The sequence below is a fragment of the Paenibacillus mendelii genome (genome assembly GCF_024498075.1).
In the GTDB taxonomy this organism is placed as follows: Bacteria; Bacillota; Bacilli; order Paenibacillales; family Paenibacillaceae; genus Paenibacillus_Z; species Paenibacillus_Z mendelii.
Genome location: NZ_JANHOF010000004.1, coordinates 31,695 through 51,792 on the forward strand (window position 1 = coordinate 31,695; position 20,098 = coordinate 51,792).

Annotated in this window: 19 protein-coding genes and 3 pseudogenes; 7 read left to right on the forward strand and 15 right to left on the reverse strand. The window is 46.1% G+C overall.

Features of this window, described 5'->3' with window-relative positions; genetic code table 11:
- Positions 1-18 precede the first annotated feature (18 nt).
- From NNL21_RS14440 to NNL21_RS14455, 4 genes and pseudogenes are all read right to left on the reverse strand, one after another.
- Positions 19-477: a Fur family transcriptional regulator gene (locus tag NNL21_RS14440; RefSeq protein WP_256555249.1), complete on the reverse strand. Its 459-nt coding sequence runs from the start codon at positions 475-477 to the stop codon at positions 19-21.
- Between the two features lie 205 nt (positions 478-682).
- A complete protein-coding gene (locus NNL21_RS14445) occupies positions 683-1,414 on the reverse strand; it encodes a class I SAM-dependent methyltransferase (RefSeq protein ID WP_204817996.1) in 732 nt (243 codons plus the stop codon).
- 143 nt (positions 1,415-1,557) lie between these two features.
- Positions 1,558-1,725 (reverse strand): annotated as a pseudogene (locus NNL21_RS14450) (GTP-binding protein); the annotation flags it as partial.
- A 31-nt stretch (positions 1,726-1,756) separates the two neighbouring features.
- Positions 1,757-2,113 (reverse strand): (2Fe-2S) ferredoxin domain-containing protein, encoded by a 357-nt coding sequence (locus tag NNL21_RS14455; protein WP_204817997.1) that lies wholly within the window; start codon positions 2,111-2,113, stop codon positions 1,757-1,759.
- An 812-nt stretch (positions 2,114-2,925) separates the two neighbouring features.
- Here NNL21_RS14455 and NNL21_RS14460 point away from each other — a divergent pair.
- On the forward strand, positions 2,926-3,945 hold the full coding sequence (locus tag NNL21_RS14460) for a CobW family GTP-binding protein (RefSeq protein ID WP_204817998.1): 1,020 nt from the start codon (positions 2,926-2,928) through the stop codon (positions 3,943-3,945).
- Between the two features lie 53 nt (positions 3,946-3,998).
- Positions 3,999-4,327 (forward strand): annotated as a pseudogene (locus tag NNL21_RS14465) (MogA/MoaB family molybdenum cofactor biosynthesis protein); the annotation flags it as partial.
- 14 nt (positions 4,328-4,341) lie between these two features.
- Here the strand turns inward: NNL21_RS14465 and rpmG are convergent.
- From rpmG to NNL21_RS14480, 3 genes are all read right to left on the reverse strand, one after another.
- Positions 4,342-4,491, reverse strand: coding sequence for a 50S ribosomal protein L33 (rpmG, locus tag NNL21_RS14470; protein ID WP_204817999.1), 150 nt, complete (start codon positions 4,489-4,491; stop codon positions 4,342-4,344).
- A gap of 464 nt (positions 4,492-4,955) precedes the next feature.
- A complete protein-coding gene (locus NNL21_RS36505; RefSeq protein WP_309145326.1) occupies positions 4,956-5,282 on the reverse strand; it encodes a hypothetical protein in 327 nt (108 codons plus the stop codon).
- 736 nt (positions 5,283-6,018) lie between these two features.
- Positions 6,019-6,153: a hypothetical protein gene (locus NNL21_RS14480; protein WP_256555251.1), complete on the reverse strand. Its 135-nt coding sequence runs from the start codon at positions 6,151-6,153 to the stop codon at positions 6,019-6,021.
- A gap of 219 nt (positions 6,154-6,372) precedes the next feature.
- Between NNL21_RS14480 and NNL21_RS14485 the strand changes: the two genes are divergently transcribed.
- Together NNL21_RS14485 and NNL21_RS14490 are read left to right on the forward strand one after the other, a co-directional pair.
- On the forward strand, positions 6,373-6,708 hold the full coding sequence (locus NNL21_RS14485; RefSeq protein ID WP_309145327.1) for a PadR family transcriptional regulator: 336 nt from the start codon (positions 6,373-6,375) through the stop codon (positions 6,706-6,708).
- A gap of 21 nt (positions 6,709-6,729) precedes the next feature.
- Complete coding sequence (locus tag NNL21_RS14490) at positions 6,730-6,948, forward strand: permease prefix domain 1-containing protein (RefSeq protein WP_204818001.1); 219 nt, start codon at positions 6,730-6,732, stop codon at positions 6,946-6,948.
- Positions 6,949-7,092: 144 nt separating this feature from the next.
- On the opposite strand, the gene NNL21_RS14495 is transcribed toward NNL21_RS14490, so the two are convergent.
- The 5 genes from NNL21_RS14495 to NNL21_RS14515 all read right to left on the reverse strand — a co-directional run bounded on the left by NNL21_RS14495 (position 7,093) and on the right by NNL21_RS14515 (position 15,945).
- The gene (locus tag NNL21_RS14495; RefSeq protein ID WP_204818002.1) at positions 7,093-11,559 is read right to left on the reverse strand and encodes a discoidin domain-containing protein; all 4,467 of its coding nucleotides are present in this window, start codon (positions 11,557-11,559) and stop codon (positions 7,093-7,095) included.
- 870 nt (positions 11,560-12,429) lie between these two features.
- Entirely contained in the window at positions 12,430-12,558 is a 129-nt protein-coding gene (locus NNL21_RS14500) for a hypothetical protein (protein ID WP_256555252.1), read from the reverse strand.
- A 196-nt stretch (positions 12,559-12,754) separates the two neighbouring features.
- Entirely contained in the window at positions 12,755-13,192 is a 438-nt protein-coding gene (locus NNL21_RS14505) for an AAA family ATPase (protein ID WP_204818003.1), read from the reverse strand.
- A gap of 21 nt (positions 13,193-13,213) precedes the next feature.
- The gene (locus NNL21_RS14510) at positions 13,214-13,585 is read right to left on the reverse strand and encodes a hypothetical protein (protein ID WP_204818004.1); all 372 of its coding nucleotides are present in this window, start codon (positions 13,583-13,585) and stop codon (positions 13,214-13,216) included.
- Between the two features lie 929 nt (positions 13,586-14,514).
- A complete protein-coding gene (locus NNL21_RS14515) occupies positions 14,515-15,945 on the reverse strand; it encodes an MFS transporter (protein ID WP_204818005.1) in 1,431 nt (476 codons plus the stop codon).
- Positions 15,946-16,091: 146 nt separating this feature from the next.
- On the opposite strand from NNL21_RS14515, the pseudogene NNL21_RS14520 reads away from it, so the two are divergent.
- Together NNL21_RS14520 and NNL21_RS14525 are read left to right on the forward strand one after the other, a co-directional pair.
- Positions 16,092-16,358: pseudogene (locus NNL21_RS14520) on the forward strand (IS110 family transposase); the annotation flags it as partial.
- Between the two features lie 165 nt (positions 16,359-16,523).
- A complete protein-coding gene (locus tag NNL21_RS14525; RefSeq protein ID WP_204818006.1) occupies positions 16,524-17,501 on the forward strand; it encodes a Gfo/Idh/MocA family protein in 978 nt (325 codons plus the stop codon).
- Between the two features lie 76 nt (positions 17,502-17,577).
- On the opposite strand, the gene NNL21_RS14530 is transcribed toward NNL21_RS14525, so the two are convergent.
- From NNL21_RS14530 to NNL21_RS14540, 3 genes are all read right to left on the reverse strand, one after another.
- A complete protein-coding gene (locus tag NNL21_RS14530; RefSeq protein WP_204818007.1) occupies positions 17,578-17,763 on the reverse strand; it encodes a hypothetical protein in 186 nt (61 codons plus the stop codon).
- Positions 17,764-17,866: 103 nt separating this feature from the next.
- The gene (locus NNL21_RS14535) at positions 17,867-18,328 is read right to left on the reverse strand and encodes a hypothetical protein (protein ID WP_204818008.1); all 462 of its coding nucleotides are present in this window, start codon (positions 18,326-18,328) and stop codon (positions 17,867-17,869) included.
- Positions 18,310-18,558: a hypothetical protein gene (locus NNL21_RS14540; protein ID WP_204818009.1), complete on the reverse strand. Its 249-nt coding sequence runs from the start codon at positions 18,556-18,558 to the stop codon at positions 18,310-18,312. The genes NNL21_RS14535 and NNL21_RS14540 overlap by 19 nt, the downstream gene beginning before the upstream one ends.
- 236 nt (positions 18,559-18,794) lie before the next feature.
- Here NNL21_RS14540 and NNL21_RS14545 point away from each other — a divergent pair, with 236 nt between their 5' ends.
- On the forward strand, positions 18,795-19,892 hold the full coding sequence (locus NNL21_RS14545; RefSeq protein WP_204818010.1) for an AraC family transcriptional regulator: 1,098 nt from the start codon (positions 18,795-18,797) through the stop codon (positions 19,890-19,892).
- Positions 19,893-20,098: the final 206 nt, after the last annotated feature.

Below are 20,098 nucleotides of genomic sequence, written 5' to 3' on the forward strand. Positions count from 1 at the left end.
TTCATAAATTTTATAAGGTTATGCTGAGATCGTTTCGGCGTCTTCTCCCATGCCTTGCTGTTGACAATTGTCACAATAACCGTAAATTTCAAACCTATGCTTTACAATTCGGAATTGATCAGGGGCCTGGAAATTATCCATAGGGCATGATTCGAGCGGAATTACACGATTACATGACAGACAGATCATATGATGATGGTGGTGTTGATGTCCGAAACAGGCTACACGATACTTATAGCTATCCTCAATCTGAAATTGCTCAATTACACCTAATTCCTTTAACAATCTTAAATTACGATATATCGTATCAAAACTGATACCGTCGTATTTATCGACCATACCAAGAAACACTTCCTTAGCCGACAAAAATCCGGTAGCATTTGCGAAAAGCTGAGCTATCGTTTTGCGTTGATCTGTTATTCGCAATCCGAGTCTATTCATGGACTGAACAATAAGCTCTACATCCCGTTCCTCCACTTACTGCACCGCCTTTGAATTACTTCAACTACAGATAGTAATTATTACGATGTGAAAGCAAGAAAAAAACCAATCGAAATCGGTTAATAGTAATAATTACGCTTAATGTAGTTTATCAGCTAACTTTTCATTCGTCAATTGATTAGTATGAAACGTTTTTGATCGATTGCTCATTCATGTTCCATATGTCCTTGGCATCCATCCGTTACCGTTTATGACCAACTAGAATCATACGTGGGGAAGCAGCCGGAACGAATGTCGAGCCCGAATAATCACCAAATGCTTGATCCACGACAAGGGATGTGCCTTGCAGCATTCGCATAAAATCAGAGAAAGAATACAGTTTCACTTGCTCCATGTAGTATCGAGGCGAACCTATATCTTCGCAGATTGCAATCTGTTTCTTCACCATGCCGTCTTTCACCGTTCTTACTTCACGAATAGTGAAGGTGTTCTCTTTACGCTCAGACTCGTGCACCAATCGAGAAACTACAACATCGGGATTTAAGTAGTCGATAATCCATTTCCCGTGAGGCTTTAACACTTTATCCATTTCCGAGAGAACTCTGCAGTTCTCTTCATCTTCATCAAAGTAACCAAACGAAGTAAATAAATTAACAACGGCATCATACGCATGGTTCGGAAAAGGAAGGTTGCGCATATCACCTTGGACCCAGCGGACGTTAGAAGTTGTATCTTTCGCCCTTGCCTCCGCAAGTAGCACCTCGGAAAGATCATATCCTGTTACGTCGAAGCCGAGCTCGGCCAGACAAAGCGAATGCCGTCCCATCCCGCAACATAAATCTAGGACTTTCGCCTGGTTAGGCATACGCAACCATTGCATCATTTGCGCGACTTCCCGCTCTGCCTGCTCCGCATTTCGATGGTTATATACGGTTAAATAATCGACTCCAAAACTTTGTTCATACCAAGACAATCAACATCTCTCCCATGCACAATAATAGTAATGCCATCCGACATCGTCAACTCCCTTTATCATGAACTCACGAATTTTCACGTGAAGATCCCTTTCCCCCGGTATACATTGTAAGGCAACTTACTACCTTTCTGACCAGAAGAGCCGCTCAACATTTCTCGCATTAGAATGGACTCCTCGACCATCTGACCATCTAGATTCACATCTCCAATTTCATTCATGATGACAGCCGGTCTCTTCCCGGACTTCGTATAATGTTCCAAGAGCTTTATAAGTAGCGTTGTTTTGCCGCTTCCTAAAAAAACGGATAAATGATGATCGAAATGATATTGCTCATGCTCTCTACCCCTTTGTTATTCCTTCGACCGCTCGTTCTGAAGCGATAAATTGATGTTCGTATGTGTACACTACCTGCTCCTCCAAGTGCTGCCCTACCACATGCCTGCGGACTAACTGCCTGCCCGTTTCAGGTGTAATGTCTCTATACCAGATACCGTCGGGATAAGCGATTACGACGCAAGCGTCTGCACAACGTCCATTACAACGTGTGCGTGTTGTATGAATGATGTTGTCGGCGTTAAGTTTTTTTATCTCTCTCCGAATCTCTTGAATCACTTCCTCACCGCCCCGTTTTATGCAACTGCCGCCGTTACAAATGAGTAAATGACATCGGGTCTTCTGCAGATTCCATGTTGTCATGATATCTCTCCTCTCCTCTTGCTTTGACAGAAAAGTCCCTAAACCTTTAATATAAATTTAATCGTAACGTTTACGATTATATACACAAAAAACTGCATATACAAGGAGTAAACAGATGTTTTCACAAAAAAAACTCTCATCCCTTACCGACTAAGGAAGAGCGGCTCGTTTTATTCGGTTCCGTCCCACCAGAATCAGAAACAAGATTATTTGTTTGAAATCAATGCAGTGGGTATCAGTCAAGTGAAGCACCCTATTACAGTACTCTCGGAAGTGGAACCAAATCGGCAAATTACTATCTGTCAGTTTCAACTCACAACCAGCTTTAAGCCGTGAAACCAAAGGCATCAACATGAGCCGATTAACCGAGCAATTGGATGAGTATTACCATAAAGGATTCAGGTGAACGGGTACGTGACGTTATCTGATGAAAATATAAACACAGACTTATCCAGTTTGCCGGGAGTCGCATCAACTGGGAAATCACGGATTATCACGGTCCCTCCTATCTCGTCCTTATTGGAATTGATTTGAACCGACAGCGAATCGAGGAGGATTAGATCCAACTATTAGGCTAACATTCAGAACTTAGTTCCGTCTTTCGTTTTTACTATTTCTTGTCCCTATTTGACCAAACACTTTCATCTTCGGATTAGTCACGAACCGTTATTCTTTATGTTCATGTTCTGAAGCTCCATATCCATACAGTTATACGAATACAGTAAACATTTGACAGAAGTTAAATCCAAATCTATACTCTTATTAGTAACAATTACGAATAAACCAAAATACATAATCAAGGAGTGTGTTTCATGTATACTGTAGAAAATGCAGACCATCGCGTTCCCGTTTCTGTTCTGACCGGCTTTCTTGGCGCCGGGAAAACTACATTGCTCAACCATATCCTTACGTCTGATCACGGGCAGAAGATCGCGGTCATCGTCAACGAATTTGGGGAGGTCGGTATCGATAACCAACTTGTAGTGGGAGCCGACGAAGAAATATTTGAAATGAACAATGGCTGTATCTGCTGTACCGTTCGTGGGGATTTGATTCGTATTTTAGGCGAATTGATGGATGCCAAGCGAGGAGTCAGCGACCGCAAGGTAGACTTTGATCGGATTATCATTGAAACGACTGGACTTGCTGATCCAGCTCCGGTAGCTCAAACGTTCTTCGTTGACGAGGAGATGGCTGAATTTTATAAGCTGGACGCGATCATTACGATGGTCGATGCCAAGCATGCGCCGCAACACCTCGATGAAGGTCATAAAGCGCAGGAACAGGTGGCATTCGCCGATGTTATTTTGCTCAACAAAACCGATCTTGTCGATATGGAAGAATTGAGTAAGCTTGAGCAAAGGCTGCGCACCATGAATCCGTACTCTAAAATTTATCGAACACATAAATCCAACATTGATATCGGCCACATCCTGGCCATCAACGCCTTTGACCTCGACAAGAAGCTAGAGCTCGATCCCGGATTCCTCGAGGAAGAAGACCATGACCATGATGACGATGTGACCTCGATTGTGATGAGTGACGAACGTCCGCTTGATCTGAACAAGCTGGAGGCCTTCTTTGGAAAATGGCTTCAAGAACACGGCCCGGATACGTTTCGTTACAAGGGGATCCTTAACATCAAAGGCGTGAAGCAACGCATCGTTTTCCAGGGGATTCATATGCTATTTAGTTCAACACCGGATCGTGACTGGAGACCTGATGAAACGAAAAAAAGTGAAATCGTTATTATCGGTCGGAATTTGAATCAAGCTTGGTTCCAAGAACAATTTTCAGGGTGCATTATGGATACAGCGCCTCAGGTCAATTAGGGGGCCATGTCATCGGTGGAAGAACATCCCTAGCCCCCGCCTCGGTTCGCTGCATGAACATCACCATATCCGACACGAGAACAGCGGAAACAGATACAAGCGGGAGCCTTATAAAAGATTTGTTACAACAAGCAGGCAGCTTTGAAATAAAAGATTACCGTATTGTGAATGATGAGTATGCTCATATTCAAGCGCTCGTTCGTGAAGCTGCAGTTGGGGATACGGTCGAAACAGTGCTTATCAATGGTGGTACTGGGATTACTAGACGCGATACGACGTATGAGGCAGTCGTGACCTGCTCGTCAAAGAAATGCCGGGCTCTGGAGAAATTTTCCGATATCTCAGTTTTGTTGAAGATATCGGTTCGGATGCGATTCTCAGCTGCTTTTGCCGTTATTAACAAGTTTCTCTATGAATCGTATATTTTTTGAGGCGCGGCGAATATTTTTTGATCTCCAGCCGCTCGGGCGTTGTACGTTTGTTCTTGGTTGTCGTATAGTTACGATCCCCGCATTTCGTACAAGCCAACTTGATAATAACTCGCATCGTTCATCTCTCCTTTCCATGTCAGATATTTGGAACTAGCGGATACTAATAAACTGTCTCCTCTCGGTCTAACATTTTCACGTCGATTTTGACAGGGGCGAGCTCGTTTATAACAACCGACAGCAACTTGCCACACTCTTTCAGAATCAAGTGCGTGGTTGAAAAGTGTCGTTTTCCTGAACAGAAACCTAGTAAGAAGATAAATCGGGATTGGCATCGATATAACACGATCCTGATCTATTCCGTAAAAAGCACGCACGGGCAATCCTCGAATGGGAATGTTTTCGCAGTTTATTCATATAAAGCGTTACTTGCGATTGCCCCTTCCTCCAGCTCCATCATGACTCTGGCACAACTCTCCATCAAGAGGCAAAACGAGCGATTATGTCCGATATAAAAAGAAGACAGGTCAAAACGATTCCGGCCAGGCTCGAACGTGACCAGAAGGCGGTGTTTCATCCTCTTCATGGCAAGCTTGACGAACACTTCCGCACGTAAGATGCGGGGAACGTAATATAGGCGTACAGCGAATGCTCCTCCGGCTCATCTAGCAGGCTTACACCCGCGCACGAGAATTCCGTTTCGATTTCCAATCGTATGAATAGTGTAAGCGCGGGAAGCAGCTCCGCATCTATATCGAACCCTCTGAAGCTAGCGGTCAGTTTGGACCGCATTCTCGGCTTCGGGGCAACGATCCACCGTGAAAGCTCCTCTTCCCTGCGCCTCCAGTGCTGTTCGCCATGCAGGCTGATTATCATTTCCGATTCATCGCTTTGGCTGATATAGGCCATAATGCCGATCTCCCTTCGTCTAGAATGCCGGCAGCGGATCCGGCCTTAATGAATAACATGAAATGGAATTCAAAGAAAACGAAATCAATTCGATTACACGGTGAATACATCAACAGTTCATTTAACGAACTTGATCTTGCGAAGCCCCGTAAGTAAAAGTAAGGTGGATTCAATAATATCTATACTCCATCATGATTCCATATCACCTGAGTCCCCGATAATAAAATGACCTACAAACACACCTTTCACTCTTTCATGATGCATATAAATGACAAACACACTTCCTTGGACTCTCCAAACTGGAGAGTTTTTTGTCTATAAAGATACATAGTTTCTGCTCATTCCAAGCCAATAAAAACAATTTTCCTTGCAGTGGTTACCCAAAAAATAAAGAGTGAACATCGTGACATTGACCTATGCACCAAAAGCCTACTCCGCATATGCTGATTTCAAACCTATTTCGAGGGAGAGATGTTTTTGGATCCGCGATTGGCACAACTTCTTCAATTGACTAGCCTGTATGGAACATTGGCAATGTTTTACGAGCATACCGACCCAGAAAAACATATTTATTTCTACAAGAAACATTTTATGTATGAAAAGCAATTGGTTCATCTTTATTGGCAGTTACATGGGACTATGGATTGATTTTGGAATCGGCGGACTATTTTAACGGAAACCAATTAAGGCTCGGACGGAAGTTCGCTGGATTAATCCGTCAGAGTTGTCGGGCGCCTTAAAGAAGTCGGCAGCGAACGAATCCTAATTGACTGCTCGCCAATTCGGCGCTTCCCTCTTTCTCTTTGGCGGCTTTATCCGCCAGCTGCGCTTTCTCGAGCTCCTGCTGCCCGGCCGTTTCGATCGCCTTCAACGGATAGTTTCTTTTTCAACAGTTCATTCCTCTTCTACCTCTTGGTCGATTTCTCCAGACATTCTATCACGTCCCAGCGTCTTTCAGGCCTTATCATTCCCTTAATTATTCCAATAGGAACGTTAAGAAATGGTAATTTATTACAATAAGACACCTTGCATTACAATGTACTTGCCTTGTTATACAGGGTACTCAACTGATGTAATGGAGTTGATCCGCTTGTTTGACATAGAAAAATTGAAAGGCTACATCGATCCGATCCTGCTTAGCTTGCTTGATCAAGGCCCGAGTTACGGTTATGAAATGGAAAGGAGAGCCCGTGAGCGAACGACAGGAAGCTTTGAGCTGAAGGAAGCGACGCTCTATTTATCCTTAAAGCGGCTGGAGCAGAAGAAATGGGTCGAATCGTGGAGCAGCGAGGAATCCGGCGGCGGCAAGCGCAAGTACTATGAATTAACAGCGCTCGGCCGCCAGGAATTAGCCGACAAGAAACGAGAATGGATGGAAGTCCGAAACGTATTGGACGCTTTTCTGAAGGAGGATGGAAGTGAATGACAAAACATGCGAGCAGCCATTATGCAAAAGACCGAATTGATCCGTTATGTGGACGGCATCTGCAATAAAATGAAGGGCAAACCGGGGGATATCAATGATTTTCGTGAGGAAATGCTCGATCATTTACGTACAAGTGTGAAGGAATTGCAGGCCGCAGGCTACTCGGAGGAGTCTGCCATCCGGGAAGAGCTGGACGATTCGGAGAGCTCTCATATGTCGAGTAAGAGCTGGCCCGATTAAACAGCCCGCCCAATATAGCTGTCCCTGTCATCATAGGATGATAGGGACAGCCCTTCGTTCTTCCAATCATTCCATAGAAAAATCCTTAACCCAGCCGTTCCGTAATCCGTCGGCGATTACACCTGCGGATTGAAGAAGGTCCGCCTACCTGATATTGACCATAATATAGTTCACTTTACCCGCGAATTTCACCGTAATGATAACGTTGCCTGTTTTCACAGCCGTAATCGTGCTTCCTTGAACCGTGGCCAGCTTCGGCACGTTCGACGTCCAGCCCGCATATGCGGTTACGTTCTGTCTGGTGCCGTCCATAAACACCGCCTGCAGTTGAAGCGTAGCCGAAGCCTTCGGCATCAGCTGAACGTTGTAGGCGGACGGAATGACAGACTTCAGGTCGCTATTATCCACTACGGTCAGAAATTTCGTTTGCTTGCCGCCGTAGGAAACCGTCACGACCGACATCCCTTCCACGCTTCCGGTCCGGAGAGATTGCCCCGTTACACCTACGACATTGACGTTGCTGCTCTGGTACACCGTTCCTGCATCGCCGCTGATTTCCTTCTCCTTGCCATCCTCATAGACGGCATAGACCTTCATCGCGACCGGTTGATTCGGCTTCAGAACGGCATATTTCTGTTCCGTCCTTAGACTTGCAACTTGTTTCGTAGCCGCCTTGGTGGAAGTGTATCCGATATAATCCAGCTGAATCTCCGGACTCCATGTCATATTATTGCCTACTGCCCGGAAGGAGATTTCGATTCGGGTCACCTGACTGTTGTGCTCCCAATCGGCAACGCTTACGCTGATCCGGTTCCACATGTCCGCCGACATCGGCGCGGTTGAAGTGATGCTCTCCGTGCCGCTGTAGAAAGTAACCTTCGTCTCGTAGGTCGCGTTAGGCACTCCGCCATACGAGTTGATGTGATAGAAGAATTGGTCGGCCACGCTCAGATCGATCGGCGATTCCGGCGCTACCTCGAACGTTCTCCAGGTTGTAGCGTCTATAGGGGCGGATCTGGCACTCAGCGCATATTTGCCCAGCTTCGGCTTCGTTGGCCCGTTCAGGAACGATTCGACAACAGTCGGCGTGACTAAATTGGTCTTCGCCGTCCACCCTTGCGTAGTTCCTTCGAAGTCGAAGAGCAGCTTCTCTGTTCGATTTATGAACTGCCGAACAGTCGTCTGGTTCTGCCGATTATCTACATTAGAGAATGAGGCTAGCCCTCCCTGCCAACCTGATGAACTAGTCAATTGAACAGATGATGCATATTCGCTCAAATAAATGGGATACCAGGCGCTTCCCTTACTGTAGTAGCCGGTGAACCGATCGCCCTTCTGCACCAATTTCAAGGAAACCGGCAGATCGGTATAGCTGCCCCGAACGGCTGTCTCGATATTTCCTTCGGCATCGCGTGTACGAAGTTCCATCCGACCCTCTGGACTTATTGAGAGATATACAAGTGATGCTCCCGCTCCCGTTCCAGCTCGGAACATCAAGCCGGTTCGACCTTCCAGCCCCTCGGCACCCGAAGGAATAGCGAATGAAGTGAATTCTGCTGACAATTCATTGTAGTCCCCATCCACCGCCTGATGGATGAAAGCATAAGAATCATCCAGTTCTCCAACACCAGCTCCGCTTGAGGAAAGAACCAGCTGTTCCGAATCCGGGATGACGGTTGCTTGAACATCGCCAAAGGTTGTCAAGCCCCACGGGTCCGGCAGCTTACGGACCGTAAACACGATCTCCTTCTGCTCGGTTCTGCCCTCTTTACCTTCCGCCTTCACTTTAATTGTTACTGAACCTTCAGACAAAGCGGTCAAGACCCCGTTCTCATCGACAGTCACGATTTTCTTATCGCTGCTTGTGAATGTCGCATCCTCCAGCGGTAACAGCGTTAGATTGTCCTGCCACATACCGGCTCGCAAGGTTGTATGCTGACCGATGATCATATCGGTGCTGTCGACTTGGACATCCAGACGGCTCCCCGAATCATGCTGATACACTTCAAGCTCAGCGATTTGAAACGCATAAGCTTTATTGGGATCCGGCCGCATCTTATTCGTCTCGACCTTCACATACCGTGCCGATACAGGCGTCTCCAGCTTCAATTCGAGGGGCTTACCTGTTGTAGGCTGAGCGATATCCGTAAGTGCAAGAACTGGCGTCCAGCTCTCCCCATCTGTTGAAACCTTAACTTCAAGGGATTCCGGAAAGCCTACGCCAATATTGGTTCCGGAATCATTGCGCGGCCACAGTGTTACGGTCTCAACCGGGTATTCCCGGCCAAGATCCACTTGAATCCATGCCGGAGTAGCTGGGTGAGGATTAATTGGCACGCTGCTCCACCCCATACTGTCGCCCTCTCCGGTCCGTTTGCCATCGACCGCATTCGATTTCAGCCAGCCCCAATTCCCGACATCGCTGGAGGCATCGACCGTTTTGCCTAGAGCGAGATTCGTTGCGGGGTGCTGGCTAGTTGGAGGCTGCGGCAGCAATTCAGGCTTGCGCGGATCTTGATGGCCTGGGAAGCTTCCTTCGAGCACAAACAGTCGCCCTTCACCAGGTAGAAGATCGATTGTCATATTACCGGATGCCGGATCATAGGTAGTGGCTTCCTCTTCGCCGGTAACCTTGGATACTTCCTGTACGTTCGTGACGCGAGGGTCCGCTTGCAGTGTACTGGACAGTGATTCTGTCAGCGATTTATTGACCACCATTACGTAGGATTTTCCCGTATCCTTATGAACCATATACGAAATGATCAGTTCATCATTGGCATTAACAGGCCGCAGCAGAAAATCATCCGGAACCCTCTGCGTCTTCGTTGTCGGCATCACAGCTCCGGAATGGTATACCTGCAGCGCATCCGTATGAATGAGGGTCTTGCCGAGCTGCTTGACTTCAGCGTTCAAGCGCTGGAACGGCTCATACAAATCCGTCTTCTGCCCATCAGGCGTAATAATCGCATTCGTGAACGCTTCACCTCGCTCGGTAGGCGTCCAATATGTGAACCAAGTCAAATACTTAAAGCCATAAGCCAAATAGGAATAAGCGCTGAATGATAGATCCTGAGCACTCGGTCTGCGATGGTGCATCTGCTCTTCTGTGCTTCCCAAGCTGCCAAAGCCGATCGACTGCAAATAGGACGCTGTCTTAATATTGTTCTCCAAACCAACCTGGCGAATAATATCCGCCATGTCGTAATACCCGTTATCGAATGAATTCTTCAAGAAGGGATAATTGTCATACGATAAGTATTTCAAGTTAGGCACGCCGGCTTCATTGTTTCCCACTGCCTTAACCCATGCCCGTACATAATCGGATTCGTAAAGATCGCCGTAGATGTTCGGGAGCAAGTTCACATATGGATTCTTGGTTGAATCATTCTTGAGTACTTCCTGATAGATATGAGCTTCGCGATCCAGTTCACCGATACCAGGCTCATCCCGGATGTAATAACCTCCGGTAGCCCAGTAATCCTTATAGGTGTCCACGACTTCCTTGATTTGTGCATCCGTCCCCCGTATTCGCGGGTCTGCCACATTCACCTTCAGGCCGACTTGTTCGGCATAATCCAGCATTGTCATGTTGCGCGTCTCTGTATCCAGACCGGATCCGAGTACGTTCTGAACGACATCAATATGCGCATCCTTCATCCACTGATACTGCTCTAGGTTGGTGTATTCCCAGGTTGGCGGCCAGAAGATGCCGATTAGTAATTCTTCTTCCTCTGCTTCGCGCAGCTTATGAGGCTTGACGGTGACGGCAAATTCCTTCGTCATGGATGCCTCCCCCTGTGTAATCGTTGCTGTGAGCGTAACGGCAGCAGTCTCCTGTCCTGCCGGAGGACGCGTGACCTTACCGTTCGAATCAATCACTTCCGTATCCGAGCTGCTCCAACTGATCGTAGAACCCAGCATGCCGACCTTACGCAATGGCAAGCTGGACACGATATTCTCCGTATTTCCTTCCAACACCAATGAGGCCCAATCGTTGTCGACGATTTCTTCATCGCTGAGTCCGAGGCTTGCTGAGAATACCTCGAATTCCCGGAACTGCATGACCACTTCCTTGGCAGCTTGAAGCTTTGTTGCCTCCAAGCGAACATAGCGAGCGTCAGCCGTATCGATATCGAAAATCTGTGCCGCCGCATCGACAGGAATGGGGTAATCCGTTTTCTCAACGACTGTCGCCCAATTCGATTTATCCGTCGAAATCATAATTTTGAAATCGACTGGAAATCCGCCGCCCATATTGATTGTCCCATTATCGTTGCGCGGCCACAGAACCAATTGATCGACTTTATACACAGCACCCAGATCGATCATCACCCAAGCGGGCGTCGGCTCGGGATTCAATGGAAAGGTCGAGAATCCATTCTCCACCGAACCCGGCGGCCGCGGACCGGTCTTCGATCCGTCTACCAGATTGACTCTCGCCCATCCTTCATTCGCCATCTCATAGCTCGAGGAGGACGTGACTTCCTTCCCTAACGCCAGATTGATCGCTTCCCCGCCCGCGTCGGCTTGAACCAAACCTGCCGGGATCAATGTCAGCAGCATACTGACAATAAGCAGCCGCACATTGAAAGCCTTGCTTCTCCAGTTCATCTTCAACTCTCTCCTCACATCATTCATTTAGTCGGTCGATGACGCTCACTGCCTTCTTGCGACTGCTTCCATCCTTCAATCCTGTCAAGGTCTGGTGATCTGCTGTCTTAAGAGAACAAGCATGAACTGTCCGCCGTATTCTTGACCTGCGGTTATAATCCGCCGTTATCACCCCTTCCAATTGGTATCATCGAGGCAGTGCCGAGAAGCTTCCGAAGCTCGCTCGTCGTTATGAACGCGCCGCCACCTAGCACGTATTTTTCAAGCTTGTCGCCAACGCTTCACATGAGTCCTTAACGCTTCTTCAGAGGCGTCAGATCGGTTGCTGATGAGCAAATAGCTCCTATGTAGGTGGCTGGAGCTTCGTCTTCTGTCGTAGCAGCGTTCGACAGCTCGTCTTCCTTCAGTCGTATGGCAGCTACAGCTGCCACGCGAACATTTGGGCGCTTCTGTAATGTCAAGTGTTTTTTCTATTCGTGCACTGGCCGGCATCGGCCGGCAGTTTCAAAATAGGAAATTGGAACAGCCGTTCAAAATACGGTACCGAAAACGAGAATCGGCCGTGGCTCGTGCCTGATCGGCTAGATTACCGTAACCAGCTCTTTCAATTAGTTCGATGTCAGCCGGTTAACCTTAGCGTACAGGAAAACCAGCTTTTTTACAGTGGTCCTCATTTCATTCACATGGGGCATTTCCGTATCTTCTCTTTAAGGTGCTTGTACCGTCTCCGGCTCACCCCAAGTGAACACTTTGACGCTGACCGACGGCTTCGGATCGCCGTTGAATTTGCAGCTGAACGACAAGGTCTGTCCGCCGTTCCTGACATTTCAAATGTCATATAAATGCCGTTAAGATAAAAGGTCGGCCGTTTCACCGAAGCGTCAGCTCTTCTTCAGGATCTCCGTAATTGCTCATGGGTTGATTAACATATATCCTCTTTCTGTAGTAATCCACTATAAATAGTGCTATCTCATTATATATTGCATCTTCTCTTCCCATGACAATCACTCCCTCAGATTATTTGACCAGATTATCAACTTACTTATGGATCTTTACTTCGTATTACCTTCTGAGTTCCTTTCTGCTTTTACCGATAGAATATAATCTTTGTATTCCTCGGTAACATAGGACTTGTAAATAGCCCAGTGAACATCTTTATGATCTCTCTTCTCATTGTTTGCCTCCATGTGACTCATTACATTTTCTTCACTATGAACTTATTCCCGCCAACCGATCTTACTAGATATAGCTCATCAAAACCTTCGGTATATTTCGGGGTCTGCAGTTTTTTCAAAGTGCTTTTTATTCCTGCCTCACGAACTTTTTCTTTCCCCTGTCGCTCATTGTTTCTTTCAGTAGATAAATCATAATCTGGCTCAAAAAAATATCCGATAACCTTGAAATTATGCTTTCTGGCAATATCAATATACTTCATTCTGTCATCAATTGTTGGATTCGTATTATCGACCACAAAAGGTTGCTTAGACTGAATCGAAGCCGCTAAATAATAATCCTCACGGTTTCTAGTCTTAAGCATGTCAAGATTTATTCGCATATGGGTCTTGAAGAATTTCTCTTTGTAGAACGTTGACTTCCCAGATGCCTGAATCCCAATGAAAATAACACATTCCACACCTATTCATCCCTCTGTTAACTAGACGTATTGATCCATGTAATCCCGATCCTGACTAAAGATCGGCTTGTCGAAATCAACATCCCACTTACTTATGGCTTTAAATGTTAGAACTTGCAGAAGAAGCGAGCTATCAGCTAGCTTTGAGAACTTGACGTCCATGAACATTATCCGTGCATCTACAAGACTGATAAAGAAGCGGCCGTTTAGCTGTCGAATCGGCAGGCGGAGCGCCTGCTCGGTATTTTTATTTCCATTAAAGTTCAAATGATAGCCTGGTGTTTGTTCCTTATTTGCAGCTGCTGATATGTCTTTCGGCTTAGCCATCCCTGCTACGGATGCTATAGCCAATGATCCAGCTAAAAGCAGCCGGAATATATGTTGACGGTTCATCGCCCATCTCCGCCTTATCACATGTTTTCCAAGCATACTCCATACGCAAAATATTGGGATTTGTTGCACTATTCTGCCGTTAGTTGAACAAAGGCAGCCGCTTGGTTTAGCCGGCTGCCTGCTTAAATATTAATTTACAACTAATGTTTCCTGATAATTGAACAAAGTCATTGACCGTAGTGGTTTTATTTAGATTCGCGTTAGGTGAACTGCACTAGCCAACGCTTTTAAATTCGGTTTTGATTAGTAAACGATTGTACATATTTGTTTAGATCTTCTCGAAACACTTCAGTATACTGGCCAGAGGTATAGTGGTTCACTACATCCCGCCAAAAATGTATTGCTGGTTCATTCGTTTTCATCTAGACAACTTTCCAATTAGCTCGGTTAAAGTACAAATTTAAACAAGAGGCAAGTCATTATCTAGTATCCTAATAAACAAAGTTTAATTACTGAAGTTGAATTCAGTTTCATGAGTTCTACTCTGGAAAAAACAGTACTTTAGAGCATATTTTATTTCTTATACGATAAAATTAAAAAGCTTCATTCCGTATATATAAATGATAAGTATGAAACCAAATTCTAACCACACCAGCCTTTGACTTAGCATATTTCAATTGATGGAGATCAACCAGTAATAACATTGCGAACTTCTGCTAATTCTTCCTAGGTGTAATGATGAGTCGATTGCAAAGATCTTATTGATTCCAATTTATCTACATTAGATACGTTTTTCATGTTAGTACTGTCCTTTCTTCGTTTCTGATTTTTTTGTTTGATACTTGATACAAACCTGATTTCACTCGCAATGTTGTATCGTAGCGTATAAGTGCCGCAAAAATGATTTCGCCAAGCCTTATGCTCTGGTTGCTCAAAGAAAATGGAGCAGATGCCGGATCGCATTCTGCTCCATGGATGCATTGAACTATTCAATTCTCTGACGTTTTCCCTTTACGGATGAAAATCAACGCGATAAGTGCACCGACGCTAGCTATTATAGCTGCTCCAACGAATGCGGAGTGAAAACCCGTATTTAATGCTGCGATTTGATCGATCCCTTTATCCAACTCCCCTTTCGTCCAGGAAGAAGATACGGCAACCATGACAGCTAATCCAATGGCTGAACCAATCTGATAGCTCATATTGGATAAGCCCGACGCCAAACCGGATTCTTCCGGCCTTGCCCCCGACAAGGAGGCGATCGTTGCCGGGATATAAGCCATTGACATGCCAAGTGCCCCGAGTAGAGAAGCCCATAGTACGTTGGTAACGAAGTTTCCTCCTTCTGGCGTATTACCTGCGAACAGCAACAGTGATCCCGCTAATACAAGCATACCAATGACGAGATTTCCTTTGATGCCGAACTTGCCGACAAGCCTTCCCATGACTCCGACCATCAAGATCATGATGAGGATCGTCATTGGCACCAGAGCAACCCCGCCCATGAATGCCGAATAGTTCAGAACCTGTTGAAGATACAGATTCAAGAAAAACCAAAGCGGAATCCAAGCACCTGCAAGAGTTGCCAAAATGATATTGCTCGCAAGTAGATTCGGAGCTCTAAATATCCGTAGAGGTACGAGCGGTTCCTTTTTCTTCGCTTGCACGATTAGAAACAGAATGAACAGTACAGCAGCAATAGCCAATAAACCGAATGTTTGCGCTCCCCATCCGTTATGCTCCGAAGTGACGATTGCATATACCGCCAGTACCAACGCAGCCGTGACCGTCAGTGATCCTAAGAGATCGATGCTGCCCTTGCTTTTCGTTCCTTTTGGAAGGACATACAGACTGTACAAAATAGCGAACAAGCCCACGGGGATATTGATCAGGAATGTCCAATTCCAACTGAGCCATTCCGTGATGACTCCTCCGAGGAAAACCCCGGCCGTACCGCCTGCTGCAGCGGATGCTCCCCAGAAGCCGAAGGCTTTGTTTAACTCCTTAGGGTTAGCGACAAAGAGTTGCATGATGATGGTCAATGCAGCTGGAGCGATTAGAGCAGATCCAAATCCTTGAAAGGCGCGGCCGATATTCATCGACTCCTCGGACCAAGCTAATCCGGCTAACAATGATGCGAGCGACAGGATCACGAACCCGAGTATAAACATTTTGCGTTGACCGAATAGATCGGAAAGCCTGCCCCCAAGCAACAACAATCCACCGAAGAAAATGACATAAGCATTAAATACCCATTGCAGGTTGTTTTGCGAGTAACCAAGTGCTTCTTTAATCGCTGGGAGAGCAACCCCGATGATAGATGTGTCCATGATAACCATGAACTGGGCCAAGCATAGCAAGAACAATGCCTTCCATCTTAGCGGATTCGCATTAGTCATAGCATTTGAATTTCCTGACATTTTGTATTCCTCCTTGATTTAGCTTACACTCGTATAGTATACCCCCCTATCCTATATTGTCAACGACTTTTCCATAAAAAAACTGCTGACTTTGGATCAGCAGTAGACTTGATTTGATTATAATGGGTTATGGGATGAGCTGTCGAGGGTTCCAGATGTTCGAACGCTGGATCCAGGATCTGCTCAATACTTACAAACTGAGCAGCGTCATGGTTGGCATGGAACCTACCGGCCACTACTGGTTTAGCCTAGCACGCTGGCTTGTCGCCCAAGGCAATGAAGCCGTTCTGGTTAATCCTCATTTCGTCAAAAAGAATAAGGAAAACCGGGATAATACACCGTCTAAAAGCGATCGTAAGGACGCGCTTGTCATTGCAGATATGATCAAAAACGGGTACTACTCCCCTGTTCGTTTTCATTATGCGACAAACGCGGATCCGGTACGCTATATGTTCTGGTCCTCTAACAAAAATCTACCATTCCATCCTAATTTCGAATCACTTTAAGTCAATCTTCACAAGGGGCGGTCTGTCAAGTAAAATGAGTAGTAAATCGTTGGAATTTCAGGAGGATGCCAGATGAACAAATTGCGATGGGGTGTATTGGGAACCGGAAACATCATAGGGAAAGCGGGGCCGGCTCTGCATCAATCCGATAACGGCGAGTGGATCGGCATATCCGGCCGAATGGCCGAGAATAGCCGAAAGGCGGCCGATACGTATGGCGTGCCGAAAGCTTACGCGGGTTACCGGGAGCTTCTGGACGATCCCGATATCGATGCGGTCTACATTGCCTTGCTCCACCATTTACATAAGGATTGGGCGCTCGAAGCCGTCAAAGCTGGCAAGCACGTGCTGCTGGAGAAGCCGTTCGCATTGAACGCCACCGAAGCAAAGGAAATCGTCGACCTGGCAAGACGCCGCGGCGTCCGCGTGGAGGAAGCGTTCGTATGGCGTACCCTGGAGGGCCATCATTATGCGAGGGAGGCGATCCGGAGCGGAACGATCGGCGATCCCGTCTTCTTCCGCGGCCATTTCTCCTTTCAGGCCGCCGCGGGCAGCAGCCGGTTGAATGAAGCTTGGGGTGGAGGCGCGTTGTACGACTTAGGCTGCTATTTGGTGTCTTGGTGCCGCTTTCATTTTCAAGAGGAACCCGAATATGCCGACTCCCGGATGATTCAGGCGGGCGGTACGGGGGTCGACCTCCGGTTCGCGGGTACGCTGCTGTTCCCGGGCGGCGGAACGGCGCACATGACTGCCTCACTCGATATGCCCTACGGCTGCGGCTATGCGATCAAGGGTACGAATGGCGAACTGGAAGTCAAGCAGTTCGCGAATGCGCAAACGATTACGCTGCAGGTGACGTTGAACGGAGAGACGAAGAATTTTGTTACGGAACGCGTTGCCCCGTTCCGCCTGCAAGCAGAGCGGTTCGCATGGTACGCCCTTGCCGGAGATACCGAAACGGATGCCGGCGAGTCCATAATGGCGCAAGCGCACGTTATGGATGCTTTGTTCGAATCGGACAGGACGAAGGCCAGAATAAAGCTCGGATGAGCTGCGGCTTCGGCATTTTTATCCTTACGAACGACTTGAACGTAATGCCTTTACATGTTTTAGGCCTTTACATGTTTTAGGATTTTATCCTGATTAATGCCAGCTCAAAGGCCTGCCGCAACCCGGCGAGTGAATCGTTATCGTCATTGCCTGACCAGCCTACGGGATTGCCGTCCCTCCACGAAGGCCCGCCGATCGCCCAGCAGCCCGGGCTGACCTCGCTCACCTTTAAACCGGATCTTCCCATTACGCGGTATTGCAACGTCATCTTCCTTCCGGGTTATTCTTTTGGTCCGTGCCCGGTTTCCTATACCCTTCTCTTTGCTTCTTCGTATACGTTGTCCGGCAGCGCTCCTTTTTCCGCGTTACGCAAGTTTTCCACCAGATGCTCCGGATTCTTCGATCGTGGTTGACATGGCGGGATGGCTGAACGTGAATCTCAGTAAAAATCCGGTCCGGCTTTCGCCTTCCTCCTTGTACCTGAATTCGATGTGGCACATGCATCTTATCAACTTAATAATCGCTGCGGCTCCCAGGTAGACCTTCTCCCAAATCTTGAGAGGGGACGCCGCATAGGCTTGCACATCCTCTTCGGTGAACGGATCCTGCCGCACGATATGATAGGCGCCGTAGGTTTGCGCGCACGTTGCGGCAAGGACGGCAGACTGAATCACGTCCCGCCTGTCGACGCCGCCGTGAAGCAATCGTTCTCCATAATGGCGAAGAGATTGAAAAGGCGTGAAGTCCGCTGGACGAAGCATAAGGACTTCAATGCCATGGTGATCATGATAGAATTGGCATAACAAGTCTACTTTCCATGCACCCATTCAAGTTGATTACATAGTTCGTTATAATCATCCAAACAATCATATAAGCAAAAATTACTTGTGGGACTGTTTCTTGGCGAATACTCATAGAGTAAGATTTGACCATTTTTTAGCTGCCAAGCCGTATGAATCCGAACCAGCTTTTTACCTTCTATGAACACTTCTTCTACAACGCTTCTGATTGCTTGGTTTGAATATAATGACTCATTTTCAATATAGCCAAGTTCCATAAATATTACCTCCGGTCAAAATACATGAATACAACTTAACTACTCGGTCAAGAAGCACATCCGCATTCGTCACAACTCACTTGGATATTAATAGAAATTACGATTACTTTTATTAACAGAGACATAATAAGACTAACCTTTTCGGATATATTAACGCATGAAACCCCTTTATCCAATATCTATAGGCGTCTATTTGACTGACCAAAACTGATATAATATCTATGGGAGGCGGTTTCATGAATTATGAAGAATTGGACCATTTTTTATTTGAATTGACTGATTTGGAGATTAAATTAAAAGATAACGATCTTACAGATGAAATAATTAAAAGTCGGATTCTTTCTCCTGCCTTGTCAGAGGAAAGGCTCTCTGTCCAAAACAATTCTCGTGGAGTACCTAATCAGTCTATGGCAATAACTCACCCTTCCATATACCACTACACATTGGATGGGGATGTGCTTAGATTGAATGTCACAGGAGAAATCTTCGCCATCTCCAGACATACCAGGTTTGTCAAAATGCTAACGCACACCCATAACCTATTTGAGATGAATTACATTTATAGCGGTACCTTTTATCAAGAGATTCAGGGTGAACGGTTTGAATTAAAAGAAGGAGACTTGATTATTCTCAATAAGAATGTGGAGCATTCAATTGAAAAAAGTGGAGAAAATGATATCCTCATCAACTTCTTAGCGAAGAATGAATTTTTTGATAGTTCCTTCATTTACAAAATCCTTGGGGATAATATACTTAGTAAGACAATAGCTTCGATTATCGCAGATGCTTCTAAAGAAAAGAGTTTTCTATTATTCCATACGTCAAATAATTGGCAAATCAAACAAACAATCCAAAACATATTATGCGAGTCATTCGGAAGCAAAAATGCGAATCGAGAGATAATTAAATCTTATCTGACTATCCTTTTCAGCAGATTATTAGAAAGTGATAGTTACAAAATGTTTTTGAACAACGGAACCAGAAAATCGAGTATCTCTGTAATAGAAATAATAGCCTATATTAATAAACACTATCTAAACACGACATTAGTACAAACGGCCGAGCACTTTCGGTATTCAGCAGAGCATGTAGGCAGGATCATCAAAAATGTAACCGGAAAATCCTTTTCTACATTGGTACAAGAACAAAAATTTATACACGCTGCGTTGCAGCTAAAACTAACCAATCAAACCATTGAGGAGATCTCCAAAGAAATCGGTTATAACAATTTAACATTTTTCTATAGGAAGTTTTATTCCTTGTATGGAGTTACACCAAAGGAATACCGCAGATTGGTCACGCAAGGCGAAAGTAATTCAATATTGCTAAAATAATTCAAGATATAAGCTTCCCGTTAGAGCAAAAAACTCTCATGAATTCCCGTATTCACGACGTCCCACCGACTTAAGGCCCGACTAGGAACCGGCGCAGTATAACTTCTTGTCCCCTTACAGCAGCCGATCATTTCTAGTCGGCTGCATACGAGTACTGCATACAAAGCCGAGAAGCAAAAACAGTTTGAAGCTTGGGCTGCCGAGCA